General features: G+C 51.8%; 18 protein-coding genes and 1 pseudogene. 13 read left to right on the top strand and 6 right to left on the bottom strand.

Features of this window, described 5'->3' with window-relative positions; all coding sequences use genetic code 11:
* The first annotated feature begins 4 nt into the window (after positions 1-4).
* From ACQ5ES_RS05345 to ACQ5ES_RS05320, 6 genes are all read left to right on the top strand, one after another.
* The gene (locus tag ACQ5ES_RS05345; protein ID WP_445014900.1) at positions 5-2,257 is read left to right on the top strand and encodes a TonB-dependent receptor; all 2,253 of its coding nucleotides are present in this window, start codon (positions 5-7) and stop codon (positions 2,255-2,257) included.
* Positions 2,258-2,274: 17 nt separating this feature from the next.
* Positions 2,275-3,255, top strand: a complete 981-nt coding sequence (locus tag ACQ5ES_RS05340) for an alpha/beta hydrolase (RefSeq protein ID WP_445014899.1) — start codon at positions 2,275-2,277, stop codon at positions 3,253-3,255.
* 61 nt (positions 3,256-3,316) lie between these two features.
* Positions 3,317-4,288, top strand: a complete 972-nt coding sequence (locus tag ACQ5ES_RS05335; RefSeq protein WP_445014898.1) for a helix-turn-helix domain-containing protein — start codon at positions 3,317-3,319, stop codon at positions 4,286-4,288.
* A 195-nt stretch (positions 4,289-4,483) separates the two neighbouring features.
* Entirely contained in the window at positions 4,484-4,753 is a 270-nt protein-coding gene (locus tag ACQ5ES_RS05330; RefSeq protein ID WP_445014897.1) for a type II toxin-antitoxin system HicA family toxin, read from the top strand.
* 3 nt (positions 4,754-4,756) lie between these two features.
* Positions 4,757-5,272 carry a type II toxin-antitoxin system HicB family antitoxin gene (locus ACQ5ES_RS05325; protein ID WP_445014896.1) on the top strand — a complete coding sequence of 172 codons (516 nt, stop codon included), beginning with the start codon at positions 4,757-4,759 and terminating at the stop codon, positions 5,270-5,272.
* Positions 5,273-5,283: 11 nt separating this feature from the next.
* Complete coding sequence (locus tag ACQ5ES_RS05320; RefSeq protein WP_445014895.1) at positions 5,284-5,727, top strand: hypothetical protein; 444 nt, start codon at positions 5,284-5,286, stop codon at positions 5,725-5,727.
* Between the two features lie 381 nt (positions 5,728-6,108).
* Here the strand turns inward: ACQ5ES_RS05320 and ACQ5ES_RS05315 are convergent, their stop codons facing one another.
* Positions 6,109-6,432 (bottom strand): DUF2846 domain-containing protein, encoded by a 324-nt coding sequence (locus tag ACQ5ES_RS05315; RefSeq protein WP_445015400.1) that lies wholly within the window; start codon positions 6,430-6,432, stop codon positions 6,109-6,111.
* Between the two features lie 62 nt (positions 6,433-6,494).
* Here ACQ5ES_RS05315 and ACQ5ES_RS05310 point away from each other — a divergent pair, with 62 nt between their 5' ends.
* From ACQ5ES_RS05310 to ACQ5ES_RS05285, 6 genes are all read left to right on the top strand, one after another.
* Entirely contained in the window at positions 6,495-6,674 is a 180-nt protein-coding gene (locus ACQ5ES_RS05310; protein WP_445014894.1) for a hypothetical protein, read from the top strand.
* Between the two features lie 18 nt (positions 6,675-6,692).
* Complete coding sequence (locus tag ACQ5ES_RS05305; RefSeq protein WP_445014893.1) at positions 6,693-7,169, top strand: hypothetical protein; 477 nt, start codon at positions 6,693-6,695, stop codon at positions 7,167-7,169.
* A 125-nt stretch (positions 7,170-7,294) separates the two neighbouring features.
* Positions 7,295-8,299 carry a UDP-glucose 4-epimerase GalE gene (galE, locus tag ACQ5ES_RS05300; RefSeq protein WP_445014892.1) on the top strand — a complete coding sequence of 335 codons (1,005 nt, stop codon included), beginning with the start codon at positions 7,295-7,297 and terminating at the stop codon, positions 8,297-8,299.
* 322 nt (positions 8,300-8,621) lie between these two features.
* Complete coding sequence (locus tag ACQ5ES_RS05295) at positions 8,622-9,941, top strand: type II toxin-antitoxin system HipA family toxin (RefSeq protein ID WP_445014891.1); 1,320 nt, start codon at positions 8,622-8,624, stop codon at positions 9,939-9,941.
* Positions 9,938-10,246, top strand: a complete 309-nt coding sequence (locus ACQ5ES_RS05290) for a helix-turn-helix domain-containing protein (protein WP_445014890.1) — start codon at positions 9,938-9,940, stop codon at positions 10,244-10,246. The genes ACQ5ES_RS05295 and ACQ5ES_RS05290 overlap by 4 nt, the downstream gene beginning before the upstream one ends.
* 603 nt (positions 10,247-10,849) lie before the next feature.
* Positions 10,850-13,258, top strand: coding sequence for a DUF748 domain-containing protein (locus ACQ5ES_RS05285; protein ID WP_445014889.1), 2,409 nt, complete (start codon positions 10,850-10,852; stop codon positions 13,256-13,258).
* A 100-nt stretch (positions 13,259-13,358) separates the two neighbouring features.
* Here ACQ5ES_RS05285 and ACQ5ES_RS05280 read toward each other — a convergent pair.
* Both ACQ5ES_RS05280 and ACQ5ES_RS05275 read right to left on the bottom strand, forming a co-directional pair.
* A pseudogene (locus ACQ5ES_RS05280) lies at positions 13,359-13,784 on the bottom strand (GTP-binding protein); the annotation flags it as partial.
* Positions 13,785-14,092: 308 nt separating this feature from the next.
* Entirely contained in the window at positions 14,093-14,704 is a 612-nt protein-coding gene (locus ACQ5ES_RS05275; RefSeq protein WP_445014888.1) for an HNH endonuclease family protein, read from the bottom strand.
* Positions 14,705-15,005: 301 nt separating this feature from the next.
* Here ACQ5ES_RS05275 and ACQ5ES_RS05270 point away from each other — a divergent pair, with 301 nt between their 5' ends.
* Positions 15,006-15,716 carry a ZIP family metal transporter gene (locus ACQ5ES_RS05270; protein ID WP_445014887.1) on the top strand — a complete coding sequence of 237 codons (711 nt, stop codon included), beginning with the start codon at positions 15,006-15,008 and terminating at the stop codon, positions 15,714-15,716.
* Positions 15,717-15,813: 97 nt separating this feature from the next.
* On the opposite strand, the gene ACQ5ES_RS05265 is transcribed toward ACQ5ES_RS05270, so the two are convergent.
* The 3 genes from ACQ5ES_RS05265 to ACQ5ES_RS05255 are packed head-to-tail and all read right to left on the bottom strand — an operon-like array spanning position 15,814 to position 17,454.
* A complete protein-coding gene (locus tag ACQ5ES_RS05265; RefSeq protein WP_445014886.1) occupies positions 15,814-16,239 on the bottom strand; it encodes a hypothetical protein in 426 nt (141 codons plus the stop codon).
* On the bottom strand, positions 16,236-17,180 hold the full coding sequence (locus tag ACQ5ES_RS05260) for a tetratricopeptide repeat protein (protein WP_445014885.1): 945 nt from the start codon (positions 17,178-17,180) through the stop codon (positions 16,236-16,238). Before ACQ5ES_RS05260 ends, ACQ5ES_RS05265 begins: the two co-directional genes overlap by 4 nt.
* Complete coding sequence (locus ACQ5ES_RS05255; RefSeq protein WP_445014884.1) at positions 17,167-17,454, bottom strand: hypothetical protein; 288 nt, start codon at positions 17,452-17,454, stop codon at positions 17,167-17,169. The genes ACQ5ES_RS05260 and ACQ5ES_RS05255 overlap by 14 nt, the downstream gene beginning before the upstream one ends.
* Positions 17,455-17,461: the final 7 nt, after the last annotated feature.

The following is a 17,461-nucleotide window of genomic DNA, read 5'->3' as shown; positions in this document are numbered from 1 at the left end:
GAAAATGAGTCACCGAAACCATACATTGACAGCCTGTGCGGCTGCGGTACTCGCGACCCTGGCGAGCCCAGCTGTGCTGGCGCAGCAATCCGGGAACACTACCGAAACAAAGGAAGAGCAACGTAAGTCGATTGAAGTTATTGAGGTAACTGCAACCCACAGAACCGAGAACTTACAACAGGTTCCTATCGCGATTACCGCACTCTCCAGTGACGAGCTGCAAGACATGCATATCGAAGACTTGGGAGATTTGCAAAGTCACGTGCCGAATTTAAGTCTGCATGTTGGCGATGCCTCTAACGCTGTGGTTTATTTGCGGGGCGTGGGGCAAATCGATTCAATTTCATTTAACGACCCGGGTGTCGGGGTTTATTTAGACGATGTTTATCTTGGTCGGGTACAAGGCTCTTTCCTGGATGTCATTGATCCTCAGCAAATAGAGGTATTACGCGGCCCGCAAGGGACACTTTATGGGCGTAATACCATCGGTGGCGCAGTTAAGTTCACCAGCGCTATGCCAGGTGACTACACCGAAGGCTATGCGGATGTCACGCTGGGAAACTATGGCCTGCGCAGTCTTAAAGCTGGATTAACCGGCGCACTGGTTGAAAATGTACTGTCTGCGCGTGTTGCGGTGGCTGGTACGACGCGCGATGGGTATGCTGACAATTTATTCGACGGCGGTGAGGATTACGATAAGAAATCGCAAGCCTATCGACTTTCGTTTTTGTATCGGCCAGCGGAAGACTGGACCGCATACCTTGTTATTGATGGTTCAGAGAATGACCCTGATCGCTCCCGCACACCCCATCGCGAAACAGCAATTTATTCTTTAAGCGAAGGAGGCTTCCGCGAGCCAACCGATGACCCTTTCACGGTCAACGCCAATTACAATGACCTGGAATCGCTGGACACCTCTGGCGTGGCGCTTACGCTGACCTATCAGGCGGGTGATCACACCTTCAAATCGATATCTGCGCGGCGTGACATGAGTTATCGCACGCACCTGGATCTTGATGGTACGCCCGACAGCTCGTTTGGTATCTATAACTTCGAAGAGCAAGAGCAGTTCAGTCAGGAATTTCAGTGGCTTTTCGCCAACGATACGGTGTCAGTGGTATCCGGGCTCTATTATTTTAATGAAGACGACTGGAGTTTTGGCGGCGCCGTGGCACCGGAATTTTTCGTGCCTCTGGGCGGTGGGGTCTACTTCCCGTTCCCTGTGGTAAACGCCGGTGAGCGTATACAGGAAGTCACCAGCAAAGCCTTGTTTAGTAACGCGACATTTGCCATTTATGAGCGCCTGAATGTAACGGTCGGTGCGCGGCTTACCCAGGAAGAAAAGCATATGGTGAATCGTGGTGAAGAGTTTGCCGGCACGGGCATAACCACCGCCGAGGAAATGGAAGCGGCCTTTGGTACCGGAGTGGGGTATGGCGAAACGGGCTTTGTCGCCGAGCAGGACTGGACTGAGTTTTCGCCGAAAGTTGCGGTGGATTACCAATGGTCCGACAGAACCATGGTGTATGCGAGTGCGAGTAAAGGCTTCAAAAGCGGTGGCTTTAATGGCCGGCTGACATCATTCCCGCAACCTTTCGAACCCGAGGAGTTGTGGAGCTACGAAGTCGGGTCAAAGTCGATTCTCGCCGATAATAACGTGCGTCTTAACCTGGCGGCCTTCTACAACGACTACGAGAATTTTCAACTGAGTCGCTTCTCGATTGATCAGGACACCGGCGCGTTTCTATCACTCTTTGAAAACGCCGGTAAAGCGACGATCTACGGCGCTGAAATGGAGCTCCAGGCGGTGCTGTCCGAACAACTGACGTTTGACATGAACGCGGCGTACCTGGGCGGTGGTTACGATGAGCTTATTGGCGATTTTGAGCAGGAGGTCAGCGATCAACGTGAACTGGTGAATGCACCGAAGTGGTCAGGGCGTATCGGAGCAACCTATTGGTTTGACGGATTCGAACAGGGTGATGTCAGTTTTCAGGTGGGCTTAAGTTATCGCTCGAAAACCTATTTAACGGTGAGCAGTAGCGAGGTGTTAGCGCAAGACGGTTACAGCTTGCTTGATGCATCGTTGCGCTATGAAACTGCTGATGGTCGCTGGCAGGCAAGTCTGTTCGGGAAAAACCTTACCGACAAAGAGTATCGCGAGCATGCGTTTGATTTGAGTGCGTCGCCGGGGGTGCAGCTCGGTTACTACGGCGCGCCGCGCACTGTAGGCATTAACATACGCTACAACTTTTAACGGCGACGCGGGGTGCAATGATGTTAGATAAGGAAACGGCAGCACTGGTTGCAACGATGAACGCCGCGCAATCCGACCTTCACGGCAAAGAGATTTCTCTGCAGGAAGCGCGTCTGGGCGCCAGAGAGATGTTTTTGTCACTTGCCGGAAAAGCGCCGGCTGAGGTGGATGTCACTGAGTCTGAAGTGGTTTATGACGGTGGTCGCGTTCCCATCCGTAGTTACCGTCCGAGTTCTGCTGGCGCGGATGTTTTGCCGGCGGTTATTTTCTTTCATGGTGGCGGCTGGTCGTTAGGTGATCTCGATTGTTATGACACGCTTATGCGCGATCTATGTTTCCGCACGGGTTTACAGTTTATCAGCGTCGGCTATCGCTTAGCGCCGGAACACAAATATCCTGCCGGGCTGAATGATTGTCTGGCGGTGGTCCGCTGGTTGCACAAACATGCTGATCAGTACTCTGTGGACGCCACCAGACTTGCGCTGATGGGCGACAGTGCCGGTGGTAATCTGGCGGTAGCTGTTGCGCATCATTTGACGGACGATCCGATCGCAATTACCGCGCTGCATTTAATTTACCCGGTGCTGGACGTGTATTCCCCCCACCAACATTACCCTTCGCGGCTGAAATTTGGTGACGGTGATTTGCTGTTAAGTCGCGAGGCGATTGCCAATACTGCGGTGTATTACGCGGAAGAGCCACAGCAGGTGCACAACGTCGATGTGTCGCCGATGGCATTGCAGGACGTGTCTCATTTGCCGCCCACATCGGTACTTGTAGCGGGGTACGATCCTTTGCATGACGAGGGTGCGCAATTTGCCCAGCGCTTACTGCAGGCCGGGCGTTTACGTCATTACAGCTGTTTCTCGAGTACTATCCACGCGTTTTTCTCCTTTGGTACGCTTCCGGTAGCCCATCGCGCCCGGCAGTTGGTGGCTGCGCAACTACGGACAGACTTGTCAGAAGGCTCGTCGCTGGCTGTGGCACTAGCTCGTTGAAGTTTGGACAAAAATCGCTATGCTCTTAACTTGTTTCCGAACAAAACCAGAGCAAAAACCTGTGAACACCGATGTGCTGAATACCATGTTGCAGTCAGCCCAGTTATCGTTGGCTGACTTGCTTGAACAGCTCGACATGTCGCGCGAGACCAGCGTCGATGAGCTTACGCTTGTCGATGTGTTGCGGCTACTTGAGCAATATGCAATTGCGGTTCATGATGAGTCGTGGCATCTGTCGCAACGTCCCTTGTTACCTGGTACGAACGACTTCGTATTAGCACAGTTACCCCAGTGCAAAACGTTGCAGGACATGCTGGAGCAATTGGCGCAGTCGTATAATTTTATCCATGGTGGCAACTACAACAGGGTGGAGCTGCGGCAACGTGCTTTGGTGTATGTCGTTGATGATGCCGATTTCCCCTATCAGCGCGAAAACAAATCCGACTATATTAGTTTCAATTTGAACTGTGTGCTTATGTACATTTACGGCATCGTCTGCACTTTGCTGGAGCAGACAGCACCCCTACTTAAAGTTGAAACGAAGTCGACGCAGGGGCTCGCTAACCCCTTGTTTGGTGAGTTTTGTGAAACGGCCATTCGTTTTGAAAGCAATGTTTATGGGTTGCACTTTCCGATTGAGATGGCGGCAAACGAGATTCGTTGGCCGGCTGACAAAGTACTTACTTCGGCGCGGGTTTATCAGGAATTACAGCAGCGTTTACACTCTTCACAAGCGGTTCCGGGCTCACGTTTTTTGCAGCGTGTGCGTACCGAGGTTGCCAATGGGACGACATCGCAGGAGCAATTGGCGAGTCAACTCGGCTGCAGTGTGGCGACCTTAAGGCGTAAGCTTGCCGCCCATTCGACTTCGTTCCGAAAGGTCAGGGAACATGTGTTAAATCAGCGCGCAAAGACGCTGTTGGCGCAAGGTTTAACATTAGAAGCTATTGCGTTACAGCTAGGTTTTTCCGACAGCCGCAGTTTTAGCCGCGCGTTTAAGGCGTGGAACGGACATTCGCCAAACGGCCACTGATTTTTGCCACCCCTCCACCGTCGACCTGTCGTAGCCCGCAGTTCTACTGCGGGGGGAGCCTGCCGCAGGAATACATATGGTTGAAATTCACGCAAACGCTTCTATGATGAAAAGCGGTATGACAAGATATATTTTTGCACTTATAAATTAATTGCAGAAATTTGCCAGTGAGCTAAAATCAACGGACGAAACTAAATGACTAAAGCGGAAAAGCTTAGAAGAAGGATCTTGAGCTCGCCCACGCCTAGCGACATAACTAATTATGAGCTCAAGACCTTCCTTGAGCAGCTTGGTCTAAAAGAGATATCGACAGGAAAAACCGGAGGCTCAAGAATCAGGTTTGCTAATCCAAATAATAGAAGTGAGCAGATTCGTTTGCACAAGGCTCATGGGAGCACTCCTATTGATCGAGGCGCGTTGAAGGCCACAATCAAACAACTCAAGGAAATGGGATTTTTGGATTAAGGTATGGCGACTAAAATACTTAAGCATAAAGGCTATCAAGGTACTGTAGAGGTCGATTTTGAAAATAATCGCCTTTCCGGAAAAGTCTTGCATATTAAAAGCCTCATTACATATTGCGGCGATACCCCAGAGGCATTACATGCAAGCTTTGAAGAAGAAGTTGATGAGTATATCGCTGATTGCGAAGCGTTAGGTGTGGAGCCTGAGAAGCCATTTAGCGGTACTTTTCAGGTTCGAACAACACCTGAGCTACATAAACAACTTACAACTCAAGCCGTTGAAAAAGGCGTAACCTTTAATAAGTTTGTGACGTGGATTTTGGAAACTGAATGTCAAAAACCGCCTCTGGCTGAATTCGCTCGAATAGGTGAAAAGTTAAATGTTGCTGACTGGAAGCATGTTGCTCCCATGTCAGAGGTCATGGGTATTAGAACGACTCGACTGACTCCTTCACTAGAAAAGATTGGTGAGAATAGCAAACAAAATCTTATGTCATATGACTACGGGAAATGCCACTAAAGGAATTTTAAATGGAAGTGATTGAACTGGCGCAAAAGTTAAAAACGCTAAACTACGTCATACTCCGGTCTGAGTTTAGGATTATTGATGGTGTAGATGAGTCGTCAATAGATTTTGGTAAATTAGCACTAGATGCGGGCCTAAATTGCGAGTTCAAATTTTCAGATTGCGATGATGATCTGCTCCCGTTCAACACCCATACGCAAGTTAAGGTGGAGGCGACACAAAGCCCCACAACAGAAGACCACAAGCCTATTGATATTTTTCTTTTTGAACTTGAGTTTAATACATCATTTGTGATTGAGTTAGACGGGAGTGATGAGCAAGAACTCAAACAGTCCTTACTTGACAATGAATGGATTGTAAGACGGCGAAACGCCATTATCAGCCATTTTCTCGGCGAAAGTGTGCTACAAAAAACACCATTTAAGTCTATTCGATTGCCTTTAAACTAGGTTCCCGCGACCTGTTTAGCAGCGCCTAACTGTAAGCCAGCATTTCTACTGCGGGGGAAGCTCACAATTTTCTTCGATGCTCGCTTATGAAAAGCGGTATCTGCTGACGCAGGTGCCGCTTTTTTAGTTCAATTTCTAGTGTCTAACTAACGTGGAAATGGACAGGGCATGTGCCTCAGGTGGGTCAATTTTAAATTACCGTTAGTGGGTCAGTTTTACATTGCCGGTGACACCCTGAAGGACACTCGAGAACTTTTAACTCGCGAACGAATCCTGAACGGTCTTGCTGAATCGATATTCTGCAGACTTGATCATTCCGAGCTTTCCAACGTCCTAATTACACGTCCCTTGCTTCGCCAGATCCAGCTCAGCGATCGCAGCTTACGCTTTCTGTTCATTCACTTCTTCAAGGTTTGCGCCGCCAACGAAAACGCCGATTTTTACATATTGCCGCAGGTAGTAGTTCTTGCCTTCTTCCGTGTAGAGCACGAAGTCATTGGGCGAGAATTCCGATTCAGTCGAAATAGTATGCTCTTCGTCACCAGTTACCGGCTGATAGAAGAATACGAATGGCGCACTCTCACCCAGGCATTCACCATCAACCCATAAACTTTTCTTCAACGCGCCACCCAGCGAACTATCGCGGTAGATGTAGAGTCCTGATGTTCCTGCTGCCGGGGTTGAAAATTCCTTTGCTTGTTTTATATACAGCGACTATCATAAACATCCACGATGAAATGAACGCAACGCTCATGGAGAAGCAACGCATGTCACGCACTTATGATGATGACAATACCAACTACACGTATGACCTGCCACGGATGGAAGCCGCAGTCGAAGGTCGTGATAGTGAAGAAGTCATTGAGCTTTCTGGCGCGATGACACCCGAAGAAGTTCAGCAGCAGCTAGAGCAAGCCTATTATCGGATGCAATCGCTTGAGGGATAAGCATTAGGGAAGACTGTCATGGAACGACAAATCACCGTAAGTTACCACTTCTTGAAAATTTATATGAATGCGAGTGAGCAACCACCGCATTGCTATCCCTCTGAACTTTCAGACAAGCAGAAATTCAACCACTTCATTTCAGCCTACCTCACACACGGATTTGGCGATCCGGATTTGTTTCCCGGGCGATTGAAGGAATCGACGGACGTCGACAAAGATGATCCGAAGTTTATAACGAAAGTGAATTACGCTAGGAAACATCAGCTTTGGCATTATCACATCGGCATCCCTTGTTATGATGATTCCGAAAAGCGGCCTCGTGGTGATTGGCTATCGGCTTACTTGCTTAACTTCCAGAGACTTTCAGAAATTAAGATTAAGCTTGTTGACTTGAACAGTCATCCACCATTCTCGTTCCCAGCTGAGGAGTATCTTGAAGGTGACGAAACTTTAGCTCGATCGCCGAAAAAGCCGCAGCTTCGTCTAGTGAAGTGATGGGAATGTAGTGGTTAAGAAAAACTGGCCCCAGTTTAAAGCGGGCGAGACTCACTCTACCAGCACAGTAATCCTGCTATACTCCTGAAAACTCCCCAGAAACAAGCTGTAACAAGGAAGAAAACATGATTTTAGTAACTGGCGGTGCCGGATACATCGGCTCGCATACTATTGTCGAATTGCTCGAAGCTGGTCATGAGGTACTTGCGCTGGATAACTTGTGCAACAGTACCGCGGAAAGCTTACGCCGGGTGGAGCGGATTACTGGCAAAAACCTGAAGTTTATCGAGGGTGATATTCGTGATGCGGAGCTTCTCCGTCAGGTTTTTACCGACCACACCATCACTTCTGTTGTGCACTTTGCCGGCCTAAAGGCCGTCGGTGAGAGCGTCGAGCAGCCGCTGCGTTACTACGAAAACAATGTGTCAGGGACGTTAACGCTGTGCCAGGTCATGGCTGAGTTTGACGTGAAAAACATCGTTTTTTCATCTTCGGCCACGGTCTACGGTGATCCAGCATCCGTGCCGATTAATGAAGATTTCCCCGTAGGTGGTACGACGAACCCGTATGGCACGTCCAAATATATCGTCGAGCATTGTTTGGCTGATCTTTGTAATGGTGATCCGGATTGGTCTGCTACTGTGCTGCGTTATTTTAATCCAGTCGGCGCCCATGCGTCGGGACTCATCGGTGAAGACCCCAATGGCATCCCCAACAACCTGGTACCTTATATTGCCCAGGTCGCAGTGGGTAAATTGGAGCGCTTACGTGTGTTTGGTGATGATTATGCGACGCCAGATGGCACCGGAGTGCGCGACTATATTCATGTGGTCGACCTTGCCAAGGGGCACTTCGCTGCACTTGACTGCCTCGCACCAGGCTTCACCGCCGTTAACCTCGGCACCGGCAAAGGTGTCTCCGTGCTCGAAATGATCCGAGCCTTCGAAGTCGCCTCCGGCGGCCCAGTGCCTTATGATATCGTCGCCCGCCGTCCTGGTGACATCGCACAATGCTATGCCGACCCCGACTTCGCCTTCCGTAAGTTAGGCTGGCGCGCCGAGCTTTCGCTCGACGACATGATGCGCGACACCTGGCGCTGGCAGTCGCAAAACCCTAACGGCTACTTGTAGCCCGCAGTTTTACTGCGGGGGGAGCCTGCTGGGATGCTCTGTGTCTGATTAGGCATTGCGGTGATGGAGGGTTGGACCCGTAGTAGAACTACGGGCTACCGGGGGGAGCATGCCGGTGTAACCCCCCCATTTTAAGCAGCAGTTATTCGTAGAATTGATAAACCGTGACATCATCCACTTTGCACACTCCACTCCAATGTCTAGTATAAAAGACAAAAAGTTATCAAAACCGCTATCGAGGTCTAATATAATAGACATACTCTTGACGATATAAGCTTTTACGTCTAATTTAGTAGACATTAAGTTCGAATGAGTGATGATAATGAAGGTTATACTTCAACTATTCAATGATAACGTCTGGCACGATGCTTACACGCTTCACATCGAGTCGCCCGGGCAAGGTGCTACGAGTCCTGTGAAATTTGAAGTCATACGTGACTATGCCGTGCGCTATTTCGGCGAAAAGCACTCGCGTAGTTTTTCCGCAAATTATGAAGTTAACCCGATGGACATAACCCGGTTCGCGCGTTGGCCAGCATTACTAGACGATGTATTACCAACTGGATATGCGCGGCAAAAATGGCTGGAGATTCTGGGCTTGCAACAGGCCCCAAGGAGTGAGCAAGACATCGCCTTACTTACTCAGGCTTCGATTAGTCCAATCGGCAACATGCGCGTGAAAGAATCGGTGGAGCAGGCACGCGCGGAAGCAAATTTGGGCCTTGAAACGATGCGTTTTACGCAAGCTGATGTCGTTGAGCGCGACCATGATTTTTTAGATTATGCGCGTGCACGAGGTGCTTTGTCCGGCGGAGCAACAGGGGCCGGAGGTGTCGCACCTAAGTTGTTACTTCGGCTGAATTGCGAAAAGCAGGTGTGGATCGACACCCTTCAGGAAGATGATTTAGCTGACGCGCATTATTTGGTTAAATTTCCCCGGGGTAACGCCGCGATTCACGCCGATATTCTGCGCGCGGAAGCCGCATTCTATCGAATTCTCGACCAATGGCTTAACGTAAGCAGTATTGATACGCAAGCGATGTCTCTGGTTGAAGGGCAACGTCAACCTTCATTATGGCTACCGCGCTTCGATCGCGTCATCACTGATACAACAGTCTATCGATATGGGCTTGAGTCGGTTTATTCACTACTGAATAAAGATGCTGGAAGCTTCCTGAAACACGAGGATGTATTAGCTAAACTTGTGGGTTTAGTGGATGCGCAAAATTCCGAGGAACTTGTCATCGAATACCTTAAGCGCGATCTCCTGAACGTGGTCTTCGGCAATACCGACAATCATGGACGTAATAGTGGTGTGCTCAAAACGGACAAAACATCGTCTCTGGCTCCGATTTTCGATTTTGCGCCAATGAAGGCCGATCCTGAACAAATTATTCGTACAACGACCTGGTCGAATCAATTCGAGCGCGGCGGGCAAATCGATTGGCTTAAACTATGTGAATCACTCGCAGTTTATGGCGATACCGAACGTTTCAAATACGAGCTCATTGCTTTTGCAAAAAAGTTAGAGGGACTCGAGGATGTCCTCGATGGCTTTGGGGTGCCAGCGTCAATCATTGATTTCCCCGCACTGGCATTGGCGAACACTAAGGACAAGTTTAAGCGTTGGGGGCTGGTATGAACAAATCTGAAATCGATCGTTTTGAATTAAAAGCTGAGCTGACGCAACGCATGCTGCGTGGTGAGATCACCATTGGCGAAGTTGGTAAGCGGATCCGCACCGAGGGCCTGCAAATGAGTCAACAGGAAGTGTGCAAATTACTTGGCCTCAGCCGGCAAGTGGTCAGTGATATCGAGAACAATGCTGGTAATCCTCGACTCGATAGCCTGCAAAAATATTTCCGGCTGATGGGATATGAAGTTGCGCTGCTGCCCCGCCAACGCTCGGAGCTTATACAGGGACGGCGTAGTATCGGCAGCGCCTAACCGTAGCCCGCAGTTCTACTGCGGGGGAAGTCTGCGGGCATGCTCTGCGTCTGATTAGGCATTGCGGTGATGGAAGGTTGGACCCGTAGTAGAACTACGGGCTACCAGGCAAAGCGCTTCGCGCCTATGGCTTGCGCGGCTTCCACGCCTTTTTCCTACCACTGCTACTCGCATCTGGAACCTCGCTTATTTTGTTCGGTGAATTTGAAAAGGGTATGCGTACCTACGTCTGCGTGGTGCTGAGTGCGCGGGAAGTGGATTGCGATTTAGGTTGGATCGAGCGTGCGGTAGATTACATCGCCTAGTAACAGAACAAAACTCATTCCAATTAATATGGAGTAGAACCACCTAGCGATATTACTTCCCTTACTGATCTTGTACGGGAAAATACAAAATAAGGCCGTGACCGCTAGGTTAACGGCAAACTCATCGGTGGGAAGGTTACCCATCCACCTGTCCACTAGTATGTTGAGTACGGATATGGCGCAGGTGTGAGCGCCGGCAGAAGAAGAGACATACTCATGACGCCAATCTCGGTCTACACTGTAGGGTAGTATTCATTATCATCTTTACACCCATATTTAGTTCAACGGAGGCTGGCTTATGCAAAGCGGTTCACTTCAGCAGTTTGGTAGCGACCTACGCACAAAATGGGCGTCGCCACGGCGGATTCGGTTTTGGTTGCTGGCACTGGTTATTGTGTACACCTTGCTGGGCTTTTTTGGCTTGCCGTGGGTGATTCGGTACGTGGCTGTGCAGTACGTTGCAGAAAGAACGGCGCCGGAAGGCTCTGCTCGCGAACTTCGCATCGCGTCAATACAAACTAATCCTTACACGCTGACCGTGCAGCTCAACGGCGTCGAACTTGATGATATCGACAATCGCCAACTGCTCGGTTGGGACCGACTGTTCGTTGATCTTACCTGGGCGAGTATCACCAACAGAGCCTGGACATTCGAAACCATCCAGCTCGACCAACCGCTGATTCAGGAAGAGCGCTTCGCTTCCGGTGAGAGTCGCTTGTTGCGCTTTGCTGCCGCGGGCGCTGGTGAGGCACCGGTCACCGACGAACCCGCGCCGCTACCGGCGTTACAGGTCAAGCAACTGCAGATAGTGGGAGGCCTGCTGCACTTCGCTGACAGCCGGAATACTGTCGTGGCAGATGGCGAAAAACCGTCGCAAGTGACGCTGGCGTTGCAGAATGTTGGGTTGTCGATCAGTGATTTTTCGATACAGCAAGGTACACCGTTCCCAGTGCATCTTGAGGGACAGTTCGAGCAAGGTGGCACGTTTAAGTTCGACGGTACATTACAACTGTTGCCGACGCTTGCGGTAGAAGCGAGTGCCAGCATCAATGAATTGGCACTGCAACAGGCCGAGCCGTACCTGCGGCAGTTCGTCGATGTGCGGCTTGATAGCGGCGCGCTGACACTTAATGGCCAGTTCCAGACAGACGCACAGCAACCTTTTGTATTCCTGGGCTCTGCTGCTGTGGATGCGTTGCGTATTAGAAATGGTCTGAATGACGAAGCGCTTATCGGCTGGCAACGTCTTTACACGCAACAGCTCGAGGTTAATCTTGGTGAGGGTCAGATTGAGACTGATCCAATTATCGTTGAGGGTTTGTCCGGCCGGGTCATTATTTATTCGGATCAGAGCACGAACTTCGGGCAGCTGGTGAAACCTGCTCCGGTTGGTGTTGACTCGTCGGCGGATGCCGGAGAGTCTGGCGAGAGCCGCCCGCCGTTCAGTGTTGTTATCGAGAGTATTGCGCTGAACGACGGCGCGGTGGACTTTGCCGATAACTCACTGCCGTTGCCATTTTCGACCCGCATTCACGCGCTGAAAGGTGAGATATCAACCTTAAGCTCGAGCTCTGCTGAGCCCGCGCAAGTGAAGCTCGAAGGCGATGTCACAGAGTTTGGACTGGTGAATGTTGAGGGTGTCATTCACGCCTGGCATCCCATGCGGCAGACCAATGTTCAGCTGAGCTTCCGCAATCTGCAGATTCCTGAGTACTCGCCTTATACGGTCAACTTTGCCGGCCGTAAGATTGCTGGGGGAACCATGGATCTCGATCTCGACTATCGCATCGACGACGGTCAGCTCGACGGGCAAAACAACCTAGTACTGCATGATCTGAAGCTTGGCGACAAGATGGCTTCGAGCGATGCTATGGATCTGCCGCTCGATTTAGCCATAGCTCTGCTGGAGGACAGCAATGGTGTGATTGATCTCACCTTGCCGGTGAGCGGCGATGTGGGTAACCCCCAATTCGACATCGGTAAGGTCATCCAACAGGCTGTGGGCACGGCGATTACTTCTGTGGTGACCGCACCGTTCAGGTTTTTGGCAAACTTAATTGGTGCCGACGAAGAAGATCTGGGTAAAGTTGAATTCGCAGCTGGGCGTGCGGAATTACTGCCGCCTCAGCGTGCGCGTATTGGTAAGCTCCGCGAAGCGCTGAATCAGCGGCCGCAGCTGGTATTGGAGCTGGCCGGTCCCTTTAGTCAAAGCTTCGATGGTGCGGTGCTGCAACGAGAAAAAGCTATTGCAGCGTTGCGGCAACGGCTTGCTGAAGACGGTGATGCCGGGAGCGTTGCTGAGGAGGACGGTGTCGCTGAGGAGCCGAGCCTGACAGCCGAGTCGAATCAGGCCGTTGTCGAGACGATGTTCAGTCGTTTGTACCCGAAAATGCGGCTGGATGTGTTGAAGGATTATTTCACTGAGGAAAGCGTTGATTCAGCCGCTGATTCAGATGGTGAAGGCCGGTTCGATGCCTTGGCGTATCGCACTTATTTGGCGGAACAGGTTATTGCCGCGCAGTCGGTGACAGAAACGGAGCTTGAAGCTGTTGCCAACGCCCGCGCCGAAGCGGCACGCGACGCGCTGGTTAAGCCAGATGCAGACAATGGTATCGCCGCCGATCGCGTGCGTATTCTGCCACCCAAGGCCGTCGATGCAGTAGATGGCGAGCGCATCGCCATGGAAGTTGCCGTGCGCGCCAGCTGATGCGTGTGGAGCTGCATGAGAAGTACGGCTACAGGTAGTTGTTGTCGGTCAGGTAGGTGACGACGCGGTCGGCAGCTTGCGCGATGGTTAATCTGGAGGTGTCGAGGTACTCCATCAGCGTGCGGCCGCGGAACCATGGGGTGTTGTCGCTACGGTGCACGACGTTGTCCATCTTGTTGACGGCAACGATGACGTGTTTGATACCCAGCAGGCTGACAATGAAGCTGTGCCGTTTGGTCTGGGTTTGTACGCCTTTTTCCGCGTCGATGAGGATGATCGCCAAATCGCTGGTGCTGGCGCCGGTGGCCATATTGCGGGTGTACTGTTCGTGTCCGGGGGTGTCAGCGATGATGAATTTTCGTTTTTCGGTGCTGAAATAGCGGTACGCGACATCGATGGTGATGCCTTGCTCGCGCTCGGCTTGCAGGCCGTCGACCAGTTGCGAAAAATCGACGCTGTCATTGGCGGTGATTGCCTGCAACTGATCTTCGTAGATCAATTGGCTGTCGCGATCGATGACGCGGCCCTGGCGCTCAGACGTGGTGGTCAGGAGCATTTCCTGGATGATTTCTGGCAATGTGGTCGCGCTGGACTCAATTGCTCCGGTCAGTGGATAGCAGCCAAGGGTACGGAAGCGCACCATTCTGGCTTGTGGCTGTTCGTTGGGGGCGAGCGGCATGCGGTCGTCGTCGACCATGATCAGACTACCGTCGCGTTCGACTACTGGGCGTTCTTTGGCGAAATACAGCTGCGGGATCTCCGTCCTAAGGAGGGGCAGCCCCTTGTGGATAACTTCGGCAGTGTTGCCACTTTCGACTTTCGCTGTGACTGGGATTAATCACAAATCCTATCGCGCAATGCGCGAATTTCGTCACGTGAGCTGGTGGTGAAGTTATAAATCAGCATAACGCGGAGGTATCGTGTTACGTATTGGCAGTGGAATTTTTGGTTGGGGGGCAACCAATCGTAGGGACCGCGTGCGCCCTTGCTGCGGTTGAGTTCGAGCTTTACAGCGAATAGGTTGATCGGGTCGTTGGCGAATTCTTTGCGCCGCGGTGCGGACCAATCTGCCGCACCGTGCTGCCATGCCCAAGCGAGCGGCACCAGGTGATCGACATCCATGTCTGTTGCATCGAAAATAATTTGTCCTGAGTAAGGATCGTTCCAACGACCCCGCAGCACGCGGCAACCGTTGCGTGTGGTGGTGACCTTGACCGTGGATAGTTTGGTTAATAATTCATGCCGCGTGTTTAAACAATCGTTGTCTTCGTCAATCCAGTGCAAGTAGGCGCTGCGGGAGTAGCTATTGCTTGCAGGGGGCCGGGTGCTTTTAGGAAGACGACCTCCATCGGCGAGACAGGCGTCAAGTGACGGATAGCTGGTGAATGTTTTTACCCGTTCATAGTAGGGGCTGCGCCAGTCGTGGCAGATCTTCGATTTACTCATCTTAACCGTCGCCGCCATAGCAGATTGCGTCGGCACACCTGCAATGAGTAAAGCGCAGCACACACCGACGAGCATCGCAGTGTTTTGAACAGCAGTGCGCACCCATTGAAAGCATTTCATGCGACATTGACCTATGATGTTGTAAGTCCTTCGCTTATCGTAAGGTATTTCCGTGGCACCGCCAACAGAAGGGGCTGCCCTTACAATGTAAAGACGTTTTCGCGAAGGGGGTCTGCCCCTGCTGAATTTTGGCAAGCGACCAGGAGGGGGCTGCCCCTTCTGCAGGAACTGGGAGGGTTAGATGGTATTAAAAATGCTGCTGGTTACCTGGCTTGCGGGCCTTGCGGGGTTTGTCGGCGCGGTGCTGGCGAAATGGGAAGGCAGGGCTGGGACGCTTTTTAAGCAGCGTTTTGTGCATGGTGTGGTGGCTGCAGGCGGTGGTATTCTACTGTCGGCGATCACTTATGCGCTGTTGCCTGAGGCGAATAAACACCTGCCAGTGTGGGCGGTGGCCTTGGCGTTTATCGGTGGTGGCGTGGCGTTTTGTGCCATCGATGAGTGGCTGGCTAAGAAAATGAGTAGCGTGTCGCAACTGCTCGCCATGTTGCTTGATTTCATCCCTGAAGCATTGAGTCTGGGTGCGATGTTTGCGGTAAATCCGGGCTTTGGCATGCTGCTGGCGCTATTTATCGGCTTACAAAACTTTCCCGAAGGTTTTAATGCATTTCGTGAGCTCGAGGACTCGAAAGTGTCCGGCCGGCACCGGCTCCTCGGATTTTTTCTAGTTTCCTTTATCGGACCTATCGCCGCATTGGTCGGCTTCTATTGGTTATCAGATTTCCTCCAAACCACGGCGGTCATCATGGCTGCCGCCTCTGGTGGAATTTTGTATCTGATCTTCCAGGATATCGCCCCTAGTTCGACCATGCATCGACACTGGACACCGCCGCTTGGCGCGGTCATTGGATTCGTGATTGGTATGGTGGGACATCAGCTATTGACGGGATCATAAAAGGGGCTGCCCTTACATTGTAAAGACGTTTTCAGGAAGGGGGGCTGCCCCTGCTGAGTGCGGAATCTTTACAATGTAAGGGCAGCCCCTTCTGTGGTTAGCGGAGGATTTTGTGGTCGGGCAGGCGTTGGTGGATGAGGTGTGGGGTGACCTCGAGGTCAGCGGAGTAGGCGCAGGGGGCGGTGCCGCTGAAAGTGACGCTGCGTTCGCCGGCGTGTACGCTTTGCTCAACGTCTGCGCTAGGCTCGAGTTTGCACGAGGTGCCCAGGGTGAGCCATTGAGACAGCGCCGGTAAGGCGTCCGCGGGCTTGCTGGTACCGACCAGGACTTTAAGGTCGTGCTCGGTGAAGCGCCACTGCCATTGCAGCTGTGTAGCGTTTTCACTGGGCTTGAGGGTTAAAAAGCTGGTACTGAAATCGTGAGCATGCGCCGCGAAAGACAGGGTAAGCAGAGGTATCACAACGAAAGCTTTCGTGCGCAATGATTTCAGCACCAGCGAACCTAAATTGATGAAATGTCTCATAACAAATCCTTAGCTGCATCGAGCAGGCGTTGGTCTGCAGGCTCTTTAGCCACTTGGTAGTTTAATTCAGCGTAGCGAAGTGCCTGCGCTGGATCTAATTTAACGTAGGCGAAATAGTAGCCGATATCAGCGGTGTGCAGGGCGTCGTCGCGGGCAATGCGGATCTGCATGCGATCGCGGGCGAGTTGCTGCCAACACTGTGCGGATTCATCGCCGGTGCTAGTTGCTGGCGCGGCTGTCATTAACCGTTCAGCATGAGCCAGCCGCACAATCACGCTATCTTCAGGCAAAGCACCAACCTGGGGGCAGCGCGTGTATGCCGCCAGAACCTGGGCGGGCTGCTGTAGTGCCAGCCAGGCATCCAGCATAAGCTTCTGGTTGACGACCGGATGTGAGGCGAAATCGCGGTCGGCAAACCATCCGACAGCGGCCTCATAATCGCCAAGGGCAAAGGCTTGTTCAGCCAAGATTTGCTGTTGCCAATGGCGTACAGTTTCACCGGCAGGTTGTTGTTGGTATAACCTGCTAAGTTGCGTATAGGTGGCTTCTAACCGATCAGGGTTCTTACGACCAGCCACTTCAAGTAAACAGGTGGCGGTTATGGCTATATCGACTTGCCCAAGCAAGGCTTGACAGCTTTGCTGAGCGGCCGCTAAAGAACCTTGAGCTAAATGAATACGGGCCTGCATCAGGCGGGCTTGCAAGTGTTGCGGTTGGCGTGTCAACAGCTTGTCGAGTAGCGTCAGGGCATCGGCGAAGCGATGTCCGTATTGCAGGTCGTCGGCTGCAGCAAGCAAGGTAACTTCGCCGTCCTTGGCGAAGTTATCCCCGGTAAAGCTGGGTGCTGCACGTGCCGCGGTAGCTGCGATACTCCCTAACACCAGCAAAGCCAGTGCCAGGGAGTGCAGTGCCGCAGAAGGCGTGCGGTTAACCTTGTCCATTGATCGTCCCCGATGCGATAAGGTCATCAAATTCCGCGGTATCAAGCACATCAAAATCAATGTCCTTGTCGTTCACCGTGATCGGCTCCGCGGTCGCTTCTTGCGCATAAGCATCGCGCACCAGTATGCGGAATGACACTGTGTCATCACCACCTCCAGTAGCAGGAGGTGGCGTCGCCGCACGCGGTGAGTCGTTGTTACAACCGACCAACGTCAGCGCGGCTGAGGCGACCAGTAAGGTCATTAAAATCGAACGTAAGTTAATAGCAAACATCGTTTTA

It is taken from the genome of Pseudidiomarina xizangensis, from assembly GCF_052541995.1.
The sequence above is the reverse complement of the archived record's forward strand: the minus strand, read 5'-3'. Positions and strand labels throughout refer to the sequence as shown.